This window comes from Paenibacillus sp. FSL R7-0198 (assembly GCF_038000415.1).
Lineage (GTDB): Bacteria > Bacillota > Bacilli > Paenibacillales > Paenibacillaceae > Paenibacillus.
On sequence record NZ_JBBOCB010000001.1, the window covers coordinates 1,598,725 to 1,614,433 of the forward strand.

At 45.1% G+C, this 15,709-nt stretch carries 14 protein-coding genes and 1 other annotated feature; of the genes, 2 read left to right on the forward strand and 12 right to left on the reverse strand.

The annotated features are described in order from the left end of the window. Positions 1 to 246 precede the first annotated feature (246 nt). Both MKY87_RS06845 and MKY87_RS06850 read right to left on the reverse strand, forming a co-directional pair. Positions 247 to 1,524: a zf-HC2 domain-containing protein gene (locus MKY87_RS06845; protein WP_339790130.1), complete on the reverse strand. Its 1,278-nt coding sequence runs from the start codon at positions 1,522 to 1,524 to the stop codon at positions 247 to 249. Beyond that, complete coding sequence (locus MKY87_RS06850; protein WP_017687205.1) at positions 1,521 to 2,069, reverse strand: RNA polymerase sigma factor; 549 nt, start codon at positions 2,067 to 2,069, stop codon at positions 1,521 to 1,523. Before MKY87_RS06850 ends, MKY87_RS06845 begins: the two co-directional genes overlap by 4 nt. 351 nt (positions 2,070 to 2,420) lie before the next feature. On the opposite strand from MKY87_RS06850, the gene MKY87_RS06855 reads away from it, so the two are divergent. Continuing rightward, positions 2,421 to 2,723 carry a hypothetical protein gene (locus tag MKY87_RS06855; RefSeq protein ID WP_062835531.1) on the forward strand — a complete coding sequence of 101 codons (303 nt, stop codon included), beginning with the start codon at positions 2,421 to 2,423 and terminating at the stop codon, positions 2,721 to 2,723. A 130-nt stretch (positions 2,724 to 2,853) separates the two neighbouring features. On the opposite strand, the gene MKY87_RS06860 is transcribed toward MKY87_RS06855, so the two are convergent. The 7 genes from MKY87_RS06860 to MKY87_RS06890 all read right to left on the reverse strand — a co-directional run bounded on the left by MKY87_RS06860 (position 2,854) and on the right by MKY87_RS06890 (position 9,742). After that, complete coding sequence (locus MKY87_RS06860; RefSeq protein ID WP_340963458.1) at positions 2,854 to 3,390, reverse strand: hypothetical protein; 537 nt, start codon at positions 3,388 to 3,390, stop codon at positions 2,854 to 2,856. A gap of 11 nt (positions 3,391 to 3,401) precedes the next feature. Next, positions 3,402 to 3,665, reverse strand: a complete 264-nt coding sequence (locus MKY87_RS06865) for a hypothetical protein (protein ID WP_340963460.1) — start codon at positions 3,663 to 3,665, stop codon at positions 3,402 to 3,404. Between the two features lie 152 nt (positions 3,666 to 3,817). Continuing rightward, entirely contained in the window at positions 3,818 to 4,177 is a 360-nt protein-coding gene (locus MKY87_RS06870) for a hypothetical protein (RefSeq protein ID WP_340963462.1), read from the reverse strand. A 29-nt stretch (positions 4,178 to 4,206) separates the two neighbouring features. Continuing rightward, positions 4,207 to 4,389, reverse strand: a complete 183-nt coding sequence (locus MKY87_RS06875) for a hypothetical protein (protein WP_340963464.1) — start codon at positions 4,387 to 4,389, stop codon at positions 4,207 to 4,209. A gap of 1,183 nt (positions 4,390 to 5,572) precedes the next feature. Next, positions 5,573 to 8,446, reverse strand: coding sequence for a ComEC/Rec2 family competence protein (locus tag MKY87_RS06880; RefSeq protein ID WP_340963465.1), 2,874 nt, complete (start codon positions 8,444 to 8,446; stop codon positions 5,573 to 5,575). Positions 8,447 to 8,548: 102 nt separating this feature from the next. Continuing rightward, the gene (locus tag MKY87_RS06885; protein WP_340963467.1) at positions 8,549 to 9,067 is read right to left on the reverse strand and encodes a deoxycytidylate deaminase; all 519 of its coding nucleotides are present in this window, start codon (positions 9,065 to 9,067) and stop codon (positions 8,549 to 8,551) included. Between the two features lie 39 nt (positions 9,068 to 9,106). Beyond that, positions 9,107 to 9,742, reverse strand: a complete 636-nt coding sequence (locus MKY87_RS06890) for a ComEA family DNA-binding protein (protein ID WP_340963469.1) — start codon at positions 9,740 to 9,742, stop codon at positions 9,107 to 9,109. A gap of 185 nt (positions 9,743 to 9,927) precedes the next feature. Between MKY87_RS06890 and comER the strand changes: the two genes are divergently transcribed. Continuing rightward, complete coding sequence (gene comER / locus MKY87_RS06895; protein WP_340963470.1) at positions 9,928 to 10,773, forward strand: late competence protein ComER; 846 nt, start codon at positions 9,928 to 9,930, stop codon at positions 10,771 to 10,773. On the opposite strand, the gene leuS is transcribed toward comER, so the two are convergent. The 3 genes from leuS to MKY87_RS06910 form a co-directional block, all read right to left on the reverse strand. Beyond that, complete coding sequence (gene leuS, locus MKY87_RS06900) at positions 10,754 to 13,198, reverse strand: leucine--tRNA ligase (protein ID WP_340963472.1); 2,445 nt, start codon at positions 13,196 to 13,198, stop codon at positions 10,754 to 10,756. The genes comER and leuS overlap by 20 nt on opposite strands. Positions 13,199 to 13,276: 78 nt before the next feature. After that, positions 13,277 to 13,545: a binding site (T-box leader), on the reverse strand. 111 nt (positions 13,546 to 13,656) lie between these two features. Next, complete coding sequence (locus tag MKY87_RS06905; protein WP_340963474.1) at positions 13,657 to 14,613, reverse strand: phosphotransferase family protein; 957 nt, start codon at positions 14,611 to 14,613, stop codon at positions 13,657 to 13,659. A 218-nt stretch (positions 14,614 to 14,831) separates the two neighbouring features. Then, positions 14,832 to 15,602, reverse strand: coding sequence for a class I SAM-dependent DNA methyltransferase (locus tag MKY87_RS06910; protein WP_340963476.1), 771 nt, complete (start codon positions 15,600 to 15,602; stop codon positions 14,832 to 14,834). Between the last annotated feature and the right edge of the window lie 107 nt (positions 15,603 to 15,709).

Sequence of the window (15,709 nt, forward strand, 5' to 3'; positions counted from 1 at the left end):
TTATCCCTCTTATCCTACCAGAAAAAGTGCAAGACAACAAAGGGACCTTACATCCAGTTTACGGATGAAGGTCCCCTGTCCTACATCTATATAAACGCAGACACCAGCAGTTCTAGAAAAAGCCGGTGCGCGGTCATACGACGTCAGTTGTTTGAACTGAGATAGGACGTTTTGTTAATTCCACTATATGCTTGTCATACTGAAAATGTTCTTTCGTTTGGAGGAGCGCACTCCCCATTTTTTAAATTATTTCGCAGGAGCTCCACTTGGAACGGCAGGTACATTAAACGAGTTCTTCGCCGTTGTTCCGTCCTTGTCCGTCTCGTAATTAAATAGGGTACCATCCTTGGACCAACTCGCTGACTTCAGTGTCCCCTCTATACTGCGTTGTTCAACCAAATTCAGAACATCCGGTTCATTGGCAGGTTTGGAGTATATGCTGAGTTGATCACCAATAAGCATAACTACATAGGAGCCGTCAGGTGACTTCCATTCTTTTGGTGCTGCCGTTGTAGTCATTCCCTGATCCGGTCCTGCTGCGAAACCTTTGTTTCCTCCAGATGCGTCTGTACCTGCACCGGAATCAGGAGCAGAACTGCCTTCTACCGGAGCATCTTCATTGGTATTTGGTACGATTGTCTGAGAAGTGAATGAATCTCCATTTTCTGTTTCTGTTACTCCATTCTCTTCCCCATCTGCAGAAGATTTGGGAGCATCTCCTGATTCTTGATTTCTCTTCTCAGAATCTTGGTTCTGAACCTGACTCTGCTGATTATCGGTCGAAGGAGTTTTAGACGAATTATCCTGAGTTCCTTTATTCCGAGCAGGTGTTGATTCGGTAGCCGGTTGTTGAGGTTCCGGATCTGATTGAACTTCAGGCTCCTGTACCTTATCTCCACCGTTCTCTTCAGGCAAGGTTTCTACGCCTTGGTTGTCTGGTTCAGTCGGTGAAACATTCGATTGATCCACAAACACATCGTTGCTGCTTGGTTGGGATGAAGTGGCAGGATCAGAATGTTCAATACTCTTGCTTAATGGATTCTCATCCACATTGCCACTCTCTTGAGAAGCCCCAGAGCTCATCAGCATGGAATCGGCATTCTCGATCTGTTCAGGATTATATCCCCAGATGGCAAATCCCAATACAACTGCCGCAGCCGCTGCACCCATGGACATACGTCCTGCCATCGAGTTAAGCCATTTTTGCTTCGTTTTCCGCTCACTTGAACGTTGTAAATTCTCAAATGCAGCGGGGACAGGATTCATTTCCTGTATGGTGCTACTTTGTTCCTTCCGCGCTTCGTCAATGGCATCAAGCTGTGGCATAATCGCATCAACCAGACTAAATTTCGGGCTTACTTGCGGTAATTCTTCCAGTTCTCTGGAAAGAGCTCTGAGTAAACTAAAATTTTCGGCGCACTCCGGACACTTTGCCACATGCTGTAGCATCTGCGCGGTTTCCGCCTCGCCCAGATCATGATCCAGATAGCGGTGCATCCATTCCACCACCTCTTCGCATTTCATCCTGTCACACCACCTTTCTGATATTCCTGTAGTAGATTCTGTAATTGCTGTCTGGCTCTAAATAAATAAGATTTCACCGTATTCAACGGAAGATCGAGACAATCCGCAATTTCATTGTAGGATAAGTCCTGCAAATATCTTAGAACAATAACGGTACGATGATGCTCGGGAAGCTTGTTGATCGCATCCTGAATGTCTTGGGCCACATATGTAGACATGACCTCGTACTCCACATCCTGATTATCCTGAAAAACCATGTCATGTTCGTCAATGGAGACGGACGGTTTGGTTCTTCTGAATTTATCAATACAGATGTTCGTGACGATGCGTTGTACCCATGTTTTGAATTGGGCCTTTTCTTCGTATGAATTGATTTTGGTGTAAATTCGGATCAACGCTTCCTGAGCAGCATCCAAAGCGTCCTGTTCATTATTTAGAATGTAATATGCGGTCCGATAGACATGTTGTTCAATCTCCCGCAATAGGGTAATTAGAGCGTCGCGATCGCCCGATTGAGCGGCTCTGATGAGTTCCGGCTCTACCACAAAGGATCCCCCTCTCCCTGCAACCTTACAGACGTGATCATCAATAAAATTGTTGCAAAGTTAAGTATTTTTTTAATTTGCCATAACAAAATAACGGCGTATGTATTAGGGCCGCTGAAATCTTCTCTTAGAATAACAGAAATTGCATAACGAGTCACCAAACGTATCCAAAAGGGATTCCATTACTTACACGACTCAATTCAAATGCAATGGCATACATTATAGCTAAGCACTTTTTTGGTTCTGAAAATAAAAAAAGTCGAAATTTGTCCAAATTTAAGCTATTTTTAATGCAATTTTCATGAAAATGGTGTATTGTAAATTTACATTCATAAACACGAGGTGATGAGCATGCCAGCTCTAGCGAAAATTCAAGCTTTAAAAGAACAAATGCCCAAAGAATACCAAAGCATTTCCCATTTTGTGGAACATGCATTGGAGTCCATTGATACTCTGGTCGAGGAACATCGGAAGTACGTAGCTGCACAGGCATTATACGGCGATAAAATCGTTGGATCGGAAGAACGCTTGTACAGAGAAACCGTACTTGATGTCAGAGCACAACTATTGATGACTCTTGAGAAAACGGTAGAAGATCTGTTGCATAAGGGAGATAAACACTGGAACAAACACTTTAAGGATGGCGTAGAGTAGTTATTATATTTCTTCTACATTTTGAAAAATGGCCCGTTTTCCGATATTCTCCCTCCTGGAGGGTAACGGAAAGCGGGCTTTTTTTGTGCTGTGACTTACAATCAAATGAAGTGATTAATTGGTATATTCATCAGTAAATCGCCATCAGTTTGCCATTGAGAAACCCTAAAGCTCTTATGCCTGCTGAGCTGGCATACACCCAAACCTCGATTTTGCCTTTTGAACTCGTTTCATACGTAATGCTCGATGGATCTCCCCATGCAAGGCGCACCTGAGTTATGTTCATTCCTAAAGCTACTTCTCCAGCAATGATTTTATTCCAAGTGGACTTGGACCAATTGTTTTTCTTATACGGATCAGAAGAGAAGAATTGGTTGGAATCGGCAAGCATCTCCGTCACACTGGAAGGTGCACCTCCTGCGTAGGCAGAAACGGTTTTTCCTTTTGCATTACGGAAGATAATAGAGTAACTTCGATCACCGTATTTAATCTTCTCAATTTTGATATCTGATATGGTCACTTTACTGAAACGTTGCCCTAAACTCGTATCACTGTTGATCCAGTAGGACTTGCCAATGAAGCGAGCAAGATTCCCCAGCTCTTTTTTCTTGATCAGTGCAAGTGTGTCCTTCGATTCCACCAGAATAGAAGAATTTCCAACCAGCACCTTGGCCTGCTTTAGCTCAGCATCCCATATACATTTCCATCCAACAATGTGGCGCCTGTTAACTTTTGCTGTGAATCAACGTTCAGTTGAAGACTTGAAGCCAAACCTCCTATCTTCAACGTCACTTTGGTTGTTACCATGCCCGTAACCTCTAGTTTGCCTCCTGCCTGAATCTGTGCAACTTGGGGCTGCTCCACTATAAGTTCTTCAGGCAAAGGTGAACGTTTGTTCTTGAAACCATTACTATAATTCTCCTGAACGGTAAGGGTGATCATATCCCCAATAAAACTTCCTTGGAAGATGCCGTAAGTGTCACTTGATTTAACCCGGGAGCTGATAGAGGAGTTAACTTTCCATTATCATATGTAGCCCATGATCCATCTTGTAACTATGTATATAGCTCATCCAGATTAGGCGCACACACCATCTACGATACGTTACTTAAACCAGGCAGTTGCTCGCCCTTATATTTGGCAGTTCGATCATAGCTCCAGACGGTTCCATCCTGTTTCACCGTGAGCAGCTTATGCGTACCCCACCACCAAATCAAAGATTGCACATTATTCGCAACCGTGATGTAGTCATCCTCATACAGCATACTTACAATCACTACCGAGCCATCATTTTTCAGCACAGCTGCGTAAACACCATTCGTTGCAATTGCTTTACCATCAGGTACATTTCCAGCTTTACGTATTTTGTTGTATTTGTCATAATATATCTCCTGATGAAGATAATGCGCTATAAGAAGAATCGCTTCCAGTACTACTCCAATAAGAATCCGCATCGATAATCGATTCCAAAACCTTAGCCTGATCATCCACTTGTGGCCCCTTTAGACCAAAGTGTACCATCGTCCAGCAAATAGTCATTTCGGTCAAGAACTGAAGTGATGGAATTACCCGACCCAGATGATGCAAAAGCGGAGGACTGTCCTGCGATCAAACCGATAACTAAAAGTCCAATGCATAGGGCTATCGCTTTTCTAATCCATTTCACTCTAAACTTCTGAGTTGCCTTTCCATTTTCTTGATCCCTCATTATTATGTATAGTGCTACGATCCCTAAGTATCTCTATCCCTCCTCTAAGGTGGGACTAACTATTATTTAGTAAAAAATCATAATCCTGCAACAAAAACCACCTACCAATAATAAAACCCCAACTCAAACCATATTTTTACACGAAATTAACGATTAACATACAAATACTTCTATTCAATATTCTAGAATGAAACATATAAACGTACATCCGCAACAAAATTTAAATTCAATATAGGGAGATTAAATGAATCTAAAAATCTTTTTCAAATACTTCCTGGGATTCTTTTTACTCTGTAGTGTGTTACTTTTTGCATTTAATATGATAATAGGGCATAAAAGTTGGGATCAAATCGATCACATACTTAACTTATTCAGCGCAACTATAATTAGCTTGGTAGTTGGCATCTCAAAGGCAAGAGAGTAATTTGTTTTTAGTCGATTCCACTAAATGACAATCGAATAAAGTGCATCACAATTGGAAATGTCACCACCATGCAATTCAAAAAGAAGTCGTTCGCAGCGGAACGACTTTTTTCTGTTATTGGTCAACCAAGTACTACTTTCTCAATGTCCCTCACTCATTCTTTCTCAGCCTGTATATGCTAAAATATAGTAACTCCCCAAGTCTATCAGTTGTTTAATATAGTTATTCAAGATGGAGGTCAATATTTAAATGACAAACACCCATAGAATCAATAGGCCGCGCGGAAAAATACTTGCAGCTGTATTAACTGCAATTTTCATTTCACTTGCAATGGGGATATATCACTATGTCCCTATAGATGAAAAATTGGAAAATAATTACTATTATTCATTTGGGTATAAATTTGCAGTTGGATTATTGATTAACCTCGCTATTTTACTTTTCTTAATTATGCCACTTTCCATATTGGTGGATGGATTACTTTTATACAGAAAAAAAGATAATACGTATATAAAATTGCTCGTTGCTATTGCCGCATATGTTCTATTAGGCTTCACAGGTGGGATCATCTACTCGATATTTACACTAAACTTCACTACTTTTTCCGCTCAGACTATCTACATTGTTGTATGTTCTATTGTCTTTTTAACCTTTCAGTTGGTATTAAATCGGAGTTTTCTTCACTTATCTTCACACCGATAAATAGATTGCGTGCCGTCACTCAACTCCAACCAGCTTGTACCGGATATCGATCTTCCCATCTTTCACTCTCATCTGGACCTCACCCATCTGATCCGTCCGATAAATCTCTGACCCGGTAGCTTCCAGACGTTCCATCACTCCCGGGTTGGGATGTCCATATGTATTGTTAACTCCAGCAGATATCACAGCGGTTTTGGCATTCCAGTATTGGAGCCAAGCTTCGGTGGACGACGTTTTACTACCATGATGAGCGACCTTTAGAACGTCAATGGAGCCAAATGCTGAAGAAGCATCATTTGAATTAACCTGCAACGGGCGTGTAAGTACCCTTTGTATAACTCCCTCTGTATCTCCAAGATCTGCACCTTTCTGTTCAAACTGGGCAGCCAATGAGCCATCCTGAATCATATAGAGCAGGTCCTGCTCGGCTGCTGCATCCATATCCCCGGTGAATAACATGGAAGTCCCAGCCATGTCCAGCAAAAAGACAACCGAATCATGATTCTGGTGTTCAGATACAGGCAAACTGCCCGATACATTTACATCCATATGTGCCAGATCCGGAGCTATAAAATGTAAAAATGTCTCTTTATCAGCCTTATAGGACATGCCCTGCCGAATGGCGTACAGAGGAATTTCCCGTTCCATGGCTGTGTCCAGTAACTTATCAAAGTTATCCTTACCGCTGGTCGTTCCATTAAACATGAAACGTTTAACCGGAATCTGTTCCAGCACAGCCTGAAGTCCTCCAGCATGATCCTGGTCAGCGTGTGTTACAATGACCGCGTCCAGTTGATGGATACCTCTCTTTTTCAACAGAGGAACAACCACCTTGGCTCCAACCTCATACGGATCACGCCTTGTTTTCCACGATTGCTCGGTGTTCCCAAAGTTAACCGTTCCTCCGCCATCCACCAAAATATGTTTACCTTTCGGGGTTGTAATCAACGTACTATCTCCTTGTCCAATATCCAAAAACTGTACGATGCCGGTTCCAGCAGGCTGGGGAGTCTGATATGCCCACAACAATCCAGCAACAAAGCTGAGCGCAAGCAAACCGCACAACCATCGCTGAACTTTACTCATTCGTTTATATGCATAATAACCCGCACCTCTTGCGGTAAATGCACTTGTATACTCCGGCCAGGCAATACTGGCTCCTAATATCGTTAATGAAGTTTCTTTTCCATCTACACGGTTCTTACCTTGATCCTGTGCCACCGTAGACACGGAAGAGCGAATGCCCATATTCGCCATTGAAACTGAAGGTTGTCCCCTCACAAGAGGAGCCGTCTCTTCCTCAACAAACGCTGTTTCTTGCTGCTCACCATTGCCACGATGCAACAGGTAGAGTAAGGCATACAACACAGCATAATATGCGGCAATCCATAACAAGGGCGGTGTTGCCCAGATCAATACAAAACCTGACAGGCTGTTCATCCACTCCACGCTTATAAATGTCAGTTGATTCAGTTGCATCGCAATCCATGCGAGAGGTTTCGCCAAGGGAACCCATATGAATGACAATAACATGGCGACCGTCCCTAGAGGTAATACAATGGCGCTAATCAAAGAAACAAGCAGAAAGTTGGCCACAAATGAAAGTAATGAGAACTGATTGAAATAGAGAATGGTTACTGGAAACGAAATCAGCTGAGCGGTCACCGTTACGGATGCTGTTGCAGCCAGTGATTTCGGCCAGCTGCTGAACAGTCGGTTAATCAATGGCATGTAGATCATCAAACCTGCGGTCACAAGAAAGGATAACTGGAAGCTCACGCTTAATAAAAAGTACGGGTCCCACCACATCATCAGCAACGCTGCTGCACTGATCATCTGAAGGCCATCTCTAGCGAGACCGCGACGTGCCATATACAACCCAATCATGGACATAATCCCTGCTCGAATGACTGAAGGTGAACCACCTGATAACAGTACATAAGCTGGCACCAGGATCAGAACAATCGTGAGTGCCGTCTCTCTGGTAAGCCTTAGCCAGGATAGAATAAGGAGAAGAGAAGCGACATATACAGCGACATGGGTCCCGGAGATTGCCAGGATATGCGTTAAACCCAATTGTGAAAACTGACCATAGGTACCTGGATCGATATCAGTAGCCATCCCGATAATAAGACCCTTCATATATCCTGCATGAGGCTCTGGAAATAAATGCTCAACCGCCGAGCCCAACGTATGCCTTGCCCAATCCGTCCATCGTAGTACGTTAAATTGTCCAAGCCCTTCAGGAGGCGTAGCTGTTACCGAGCTGGCTCCCTTCACTTTGAACAACCAGTGGATATGCAGGGTTCGCAAATAACTGCGATAATCAAACCCGCCAAAGTTCCTTGCTTCACCAGGAAGGGCAAAAGAACCATTAAGCGTGATTGTATCGCCCCTCTTCCAGCCCGCTGCTACCTGTTGTTCTTCTTCCTCCAACAGTCTGACTTGTACCATCAATTGTTCATCTATGTTGAATGCAGATGATGCTGTTGCCAGATCTGTATCTGCTGACGAATCCGATATTGGCAATATTGAAGACAACTTAATCTTAAAGTCAGCCCGATCTCCATCAATGCGTACATCTGACACCAGCTCACCCTGAATTTCAGCTGGCCATCCGTCCAACTCATGAGTAGCGATACGCATAGTCTCCGGCAGACCGCTATGATTGTGTACGTCATTCCATTCCCAATGTGCAGCACCTCCAATAAAGGCAGCGAGTAAAAATAAAACAGACCATCCACGCACATCCATAAAACGAAGTAAAAGTGGCAAACATGCCAGAGCTCCAATTAACCCCCAGATTAACGTCCAGCCTGTTAACGCGCATGCTATCCCACTCCCGCATAACCAACAAATCGTAAAACTTAGTAACGGTCTGCCTTTCATTTCTACCCCTCCTTCATTTCACCCGTTGAACGCAGAAAAACCTCCGGAAAGCCAATTCAGGCTTGCCGGAGGTTCTCCCTCGCGTATTCGACCATATTCACATTAATTGCTTACAGTCATCATCGTTTCCCGCGGGGGCTGGTAATTCTCCAGCCTGCGGAACGTTATTCCCTTCTGTTCCATCATATTGGTAACCTTGCCGGTATCTTTAAGATAAGAACGATGAAACACGATTTCTGTAATCCCGCTATTCGCCAGCATATTGGCACATGTCCAGCAAGGTTCGTCGGTCACATACACGGACGAGCCTTCACGGTCGATTCGATCTGTGAATAAAAGCAAATTTTGCTCCGCATGGATTGTGCGAATGCATCGTTGCTTTTTGACCATTTCTTCCTGACCATCGGTCACGACCAACTCATACTCTTCCGATATCATGCAACCTGCTTCAGAACAATCCGGGACGCCGGTGGGTGCACCATTATAGGCTGTTCCCAGCAGTTTCTTTCCCTGAACAAGAACGGCACCCACATGACGACGCGAACAGCGGGAACGGGTAGAAACCATATACGCGATGTCCATAAAATACGTATCCCAGTCCTTGCGTACCTCAGTACTCATGCTGCTTTCCTCCCGCTCAACACAATTTTTATTCTAATATTACCGGATCTGCACATACGGTGCCATCTTCTCCAGCATCTTCATCCCAATTCCTTTGACCTTTGTCAGATCACTGACTTTTGCAAAAGGACCATGTGCATTCCGATAATCCACAATAGCCTGAGCTTTTTTCTCTCCGATTCCGGGAAGCTCCGTAAGCTTGGAGACAGGCGCTGTATTCACATCGATTTTGCCATTGTCGCTAACTTCCTCACGAACTACAGATGGATTACTGCCTAATACCGTCTCGGAAGTAACCGAAGGATTCGAATTCGTACCCTGCACAACTGGTTCAGTCGAATTTGAGGCGGCCGGTGGATTATCATTCGTCTGACTTGTAGTTTGAACAACTGAATCACCTTCAACCCCAACGCTCGCAAGCTCTTTAGACTCTTCTGCCTTTGCCTCATTCCCAGTCTGCATCCCACTTGCATCCGCTCCCGAAGATGCTCCTGTATTGCCCTGAACCGAAGTAGCCGACTGTACAGCAGGGAGTTCCTGCTCTATCGTCGGCTTCTCGGTGCCGAGCTGCAAGGGTTCCCAGCCACTAGGTGGTTGTTCACTTTTGCCCGACCATAATATAAGTATACTTCCAACCACCGCAGCAGCAATGGTCATCCCTTTGTTACATCTCATTCTTCCACACCTCTCCCTGAATTCAAAATCATTCATTTCGAACACGGGCGGTGCTTCCGAACCGTTGAACTTTCCTGATGAAACAAGTTGTGCATTTTTCATGTCATGTGAAACAGGTCCTCACGCATAGAATAGAGGGAATGAACTGCGCCAGTACCGTAAAGCATGAAAGGAGGCCTGAAACAATGAAGGTTGGATTTATCGGAACCGGCAGCATGGGCAGCCTGCTAATCTATGCCCTGATCCAATCGGGTGCACTTGAGCCCCGGCAGATCGCGGCCAGCAATCGAACCCCGTCCAAAGTACGTCAGTTATCCCTCCGTTACCCCGGTCTGCATGAAGCCCAGAGCAATCGGGAAACGGTGATCCGAAGTAATATCATCTTCCTGTGCGTGAAGCCGCTTGAATTCAAACATGTTATTGACGACCTCCTGCCCGTCGTGAATCCCAATCATATAATTGTCTCGATCACCAGTCCCGTGCAGCTGCGACATCTGGAATCTTCACTTCCTTGCAAAGTCTCCAAGGTAATTCCCAGCGTCACACACCAAGTCGGCAGTGGAGCATCCCTCTGCATACATGGCGAACGAATGACCAGTGAAGACCGCGCTGTGTTGGAAAGTCTGCTCAGTCATATAGGCAGGCCGTACCAAGTGGATGAAGCCTGTACACGAATCACATCCGACTTCTCCAGCTGCGGACCTGCATTCATATCGTTCTTTTTGGAACAGTGGATCGAAAGTGCAGTGAAGCTGACAGGCATCAAAAGGGCAGATGCCTGCGCTCTGGCTGGCGAAATGCTCCTGGGCACAGGCAAGCTGCTCACCGAAGGAGGATACACGCCGCAAGAGCTTCAAGCTCGTGTCGCTGTACCTGGCGGTATTACCGCTCAGGCACTTGCACTGCTGAAGGTTAGTCTCGACGGTGTTTTCGACAGCCTAATCCACACGACACATGACAAATATGATGAAGATTTGTTAAAGCTGGATGAACTATTTCGAGCCGGTGAGATTAACCGGCAACAATATTAACGAGTTTGCCTGGAACGGCAATGACCTTACGAATGGTCTTGCCTTCCAGCGCCTGCTTAACAGGTGCCAACTCCATCGTAAAGTCCTGCATACCCTGTGCATCCAGATCCTTCGCGATCGTAGCACGAGTTACAATTTTACCATTTACCTGAACAACGATTTCTACTTCCGCATCCACTGTCATGGACTCATCATATTCAGGCCAAGCCACGTAAGAGATTCCACCTTCATGACCCAGACGGCTCCAAAGTTCCTCTGCCATATGCGGTGCCAGTGGTGACAACAGTTGCACAAAGTTTTCCATCGCTTCGCGAGGCAGTGTATCTGCTTTGTATGCATCGTTGATGAAAATCATCAGCTGGCTGATGGATGTATTGAAGCGCAGGTGTTCCAGATCTTCCGTAACTTTTTTGATCGTTTTGTGAGCAGTCCGCTTGAACTCATCCGTTCCACCGTCCACCGTAATCTTGTCATTGATGGCTCCTGTGTCTTCGTTAATGAAAAGACGCCATACACGTGACAGGAAGCGGTGCATGCCTTCAACCCCGTTTGCATTCCACGGTTTTGTCGCTTCCAATGGTCCCATGAACATCTCGTACAGACGCAATGTATCTGCACCGAATTCATTGACGATTTCATCCGGGTTAATGACATTACCACGAGATTTACTCATTTTCTCATTATTGGTACCCAGGATCATACCTTGGTTCACCAGTTTGTGGAAAGGTTCTTTGGTCTCCACAACACCCAGATCATACAGCACTTTATGCCAGAAACGAGCGTACAGTAAGTGAAGCACCGCGTGCTCTGCTCCACCAATGTACAGATCAACTGGCAGCCACTGCTGCTGTTTCTCCTTGGAGATCAGTTCCTTGTCATTGTGCGGATCGATAAAGCGCAGGTAATACCAGCAGCTACCCGCCCATTGTGGCATGGTGTTGGTCTCACGACGTGCCTTCATTCCCGTTTCCGGATCTACCGTATTCACCCACTCCGTAACATTCGCCAGTGGTGATTCTCCAGTACCCGAAGGTTTGATCTGGTCGATATCAGGCAGCAGCAATGGAAGTTGATCCTCAGGTACCGTCTTCATCGTTCCATCTTCCAGGTGCAGAATCGGGATTGGCTCACCCCAGTAGCGCTGACGGCTGAACAGCCAATCACGCAGACGATAGGTTACTTTCCCTTGCCCTTTACCGTTCTCTTCCAGCCAAGCAATCATCTTGGCAACCGCTTCTTCATTATTCAGTCCGTTCAAGAAATCGGAATTCACATGCGCGCCATCACCGGAATAAGCCTCTTGTGTAACGTCCCCACCTTGAATAACCTCGATGATATCCAGACCGAACTGCTTCGCAAATTCCCAGTCACGTGCATCATGACCCGGAACAGCCATAACCGCACCTGTACCGTAGCCTGCAAGAACGTAATCAGCAATCCAGATCGGCAGTTTTGCACCATTAACAGGGTTGATTGCATAAGCGCCAGTGAATACACCTGTTTTGTCTTTGGCCAAATCCGTACGTTCCAGATCACTTTTACGAGAAGCCTGCTCCTGATAAGCCTGAATCGCTTCACGTTGGTCATCGGTTGTAATTGCTCCTACCAATTCATGTTCTGGAGCAAGTACTGCAAAGCTCGCACCGAACAATGTGTCCGCACGGGTAGTGAACACCTTGATAACTTCCTCGCGACCCTCAATGGCAAATACAACTTCCGCACCTGTTGATTTACCGATCCAGTTGCGCTGCATATCCTTGATGCTTTCAGACCAATCCAGCTCTTCCAGGTCTTCCAACAGACGCTCTGCATACTCGGTAATTCTCAGAACCCATTGACGCATCGGTTTGCGTACAACCGGATGTCCACCACGTTCACTCTTGCCATCAATAACCTCTTCATTAGCAAGTACCGTTCCAAGGGCTTCACACCAGTTAACTGCAACTTCATCCACATAAGCCAGGCCCTTATTGTACAGCTGGATAAAGATCCATTGTGTCCATTTATAGTATTCAGGGTCCGTTGTGCTGATCTCACGATCCCAGTCATAAGAGAAACCGAGCGATTTGATCTGGCGACGGAAATTGTCAATATTACGGAATGTAATATCTCGTGGATGTTCACCTGTATCCAGTGCATGCTGCTCAGCAGGCAGACCGAAAGCGTCCCAACCCATTGGGTGCAATACGTTGTAACCGCGCATACGTTTGTAACGGGAAACGATATCCGTTGCCGTATATCCTTCCGGGTGGCCTACGTGCAGACCTGAACCGGATGGATAAGGGAACATATCCAGTGCATAAAATTTCGGTTTAGCAGGGTCCTCACCCGTTTTAAACGTTTTATTTGCATCCCAGTATTGCTGCCAACTTTTTTCCATGACTTGTGGCTGATAGCCGTGTTTCGGCTGGTTATTCTCACTCATCTATTGTTCCTCCTTCAGGTTATTCGCTTTAGCTTTAATTGCAACAAAAAAACCTCAGCATCCCGTAGCGTTTGCAGCGCTAGGGACGAGAGGTTGAATTCCCGTGGTACCACCCTAGTTAGCGGACGAACGTGCTTCGTCATCCACTCCCTTTGGACCTGTAACGGCGGTTAACCGATGCGGATTTCCATTCCTGAACCCAAGCTTTATACAAGCAGGTTAAACAGAATGGTGTAATCACCGCATTTCTCCAAGGCGAGTTCGCAAATCACTGTCAACCGGCTTGCACCAACCGCCGGCTCTCTGTATGTACAGGAATTACTACTGATCCTTATCATCGAAATATGTATACAATATCGGGACCATTATATAAAAAAGCAAGCCCAAAGTCAATATTACACGTTATAATCGCTATCTTGAAGTCTACGGTTCGTATCGTTCATAACACTGGTTGCTGTTCAGGATAAGCGAAAACGCTCAATGCCTTCCTCCAGATTATGAATGGTCCAATTCACATGTTCCTGATTATCATATTGGCGATAAGCGCATTCAATGCGTAATACCAGATCAAAATACAAGTCGTATAAACTTCTTCTTCTCAGCTCACTTTCAGTTGTAATCGCATGCCCATACCCTTTCACAAAACCGGGAGTATAGTTAAAATGACTGAAATAATGCTCCATCAGAGGATCTGCCCACAGTGAACGTTCAAAATCAATAATCGCTGTGATACGACCTTTGTCTACTAACACATTGCCATCCCACAGATCCCAACTGACAAGAACAGGTTCTTTGACATCGTTAAGCGCATCCGACTTATCTTCAATCAAGCGTCTCAATTCAGGATAATCGATCGAAAATGTAATCCCGGCTTCTTCACCATCGTTAAGAATGTCATCCATTAGATTCATAAATGCTTCTTTCCATGTGGAATATCGCTGTTTTTCCTCCGAGAAATATCCAAACTGCTCGCCCTTGATTTCATTGATTCGACGATTGTACTGACCGAGCTGGTGTTCAATGGCTTCCTGTTCTTCCGCAGAATACTGATCCTTGACCTGATTATAGGGTGTTCCAGACATGTATTCCATGATAAAATAACGGGCTGAAGCCATAGTTAACGAATCATCATAAGCCAACACTTGGGGTACGGGAACATCCTGTAGCTCCGTAATAAGGCGCAGGGCCTCAACTTCGGCAATCATGAGATCCTGCTCACAGCGCATCAGATTTGTCGAAGCTGAAGGAGCAATTTTGAGTACCACTCGCTGTGCGTCACTGAGTGTAATGAGATATGCATGATTGGCCCAGCCATCCACCATTTCCTTGTACTCCTGTATACTTGCAGAGAAATGCTGCTCTATTATGGCATTCAACTGTTCTGACGAAAGTCTTGTTTTATATGTACTTTCCACTTCTACACCTCACCTCAACTGTTGATTTCCTTAGAAAACGCTTTCTATCCGACTATTATCGCCTCCTTTACTTTAACTGGCAATACTTTTTGTCACGCTTGTGAGTCTTTCCTGACATTTCTTTGCCCGAATACAGAAACATGTCACTCATTCTTTATGGAAAATAAAACAAAAAAACTGCCCTTATGCAACATAAGGACAGTTCTTATCTTTTATTCTTACTTCACAGCAACGTAGAACAAACGCTGTGCGCTGTCTCCGGCCTCTTTCCATTCAAAATCCGCATATACTTTCACATCTCTAAAACCTGCCTTGGATAACTCCATCTTCATCCATTCCGGGTTATATGCACGCTGGACATGAACCTCTTCAAACCGCTGGTATATATCCTTGGGACCATCATCCACACGCGAAAAAATACTGAGATGATGCTCAATCTCACAACGATCCTGGTCCAGATCACAAGTCCAAATATAAGATACGGAGCGCTCATCCAGTACAAAAGGTTGCTCCTCATCATAACGGATAAGCGTATTGGGATGATGCACATCAAACAAAAACGTTCCATCAGGCTTCAGCATCTCATATGTCCGCTGGAATGTTCGAACAACATCTTCTTGTTCAAGCAGATAATTGACGCAATCACAGAATGATATCACCGAATCCACAGGTTCCGGAACTCGCCAGTCTCGCATATCCTGCTGCACCCAACGTACGCTGCCTTCCCGATACAAGCGATGGCCCTGAGGCGTAGCCTCCATCTTGCTGCGTGCAACCGACAGCATATCTGCTGAGAGGTCAATGCCTGTAACTTCGAAACCGGAGTTCACGAGCGGGATCGTAATGGAGCCCGTTCCACAGCCAAGTTCAGCGACACTTTTGGGCATTCCATGCTTTTCCCATGCTGTTCTTGCAAACCTTATCCAGTCCGGATAAGGCATATCTTCCATTAATTCATCATACACATAGGCAAATTTCCGGTAAGACATGTCAGGCACCGCACTTTCAATTTCATTTTCCAATCCTGCTAACAAAAGAAAAAGCAGGGGTATCCGGTGTTTACCCAGCCTAGCCCTGCCTTCTCCGAGTTTCATAT

Excerpts from the sequence above, each read along its gene's own strand:
- MKY87_RS06885 (WP_340963467.1), bottom strand. The coding sequence starts at position 9,067 with ATGAGTACTGAGGTACGCAAGGACTGGGATACGTATTTTATGGACATC.
- MKY87_RS06845 (WP_339790130.1), bottom strand. The coding sequence starts at position 1,524 with ATGAAATGCGAAGAGGTGGTGGAATGGATGCACCGCTATCTGGATCAT.
- MKY87_RS06865 (WP_340963460.1), bottom strand. The coding sequence starts at position 3,665 with ATGATCACCCTTACCGTTCAGGAGAATTATAGTAATGGTTTCAAGAAC.
- MKY87_RS06880 (WP_340963465.1), bottom strand. The coding sequence starts at position 8,446 with ATGAAAGGCAGACCGTTACTAAGTTTTACGATTTGTTGGTTATGCGGG.
- MKY87_RS06855 (WP_062835531.1), top strand. The coding sequence starts at position 2,421 with ATGCCAGCTCTAGCGAAAATTCAAGCTTTAAAAGAACAAATGCCCAAA.
- leuS (WP_340963472.1), bottom strand. The coding sequence starts at position 13,198 with ATGAGTGAGAATAACCAGCCGAAACACGGCTATCAGCCACAAGTCATG.
- comER (WP_340963470.1), top strand. The coding sequence starts at position 9,928 with ATGAAGGTTGGATTTATCGGAACCGGCAGCATGGGCAGCCTGCTAATC.
- MKY87_RS06910 (WP_340963476.1), bottom strand. The coding sequence starts at position 15,602 with ATGTCTTACCGGAAATTTGCCTATGTGTATGATGAATTAATGGAAGAT.
- MKY87_RS06870 (WP_340963462.1), bottom strand. The coding sequence starts at position 4,177 with ATGCGGATTCTTATTGGAGTAGTACTGGAAGCGATTCTTCTTATAGCG.
- MKY87_RS06890 (WP_340963469.1), bottom strand. The coding sequence starts at position 9,742 with ATGAGATGTAACAAAGGGATGACCATTGCTGCTGCGGTGGTTGGAAGT.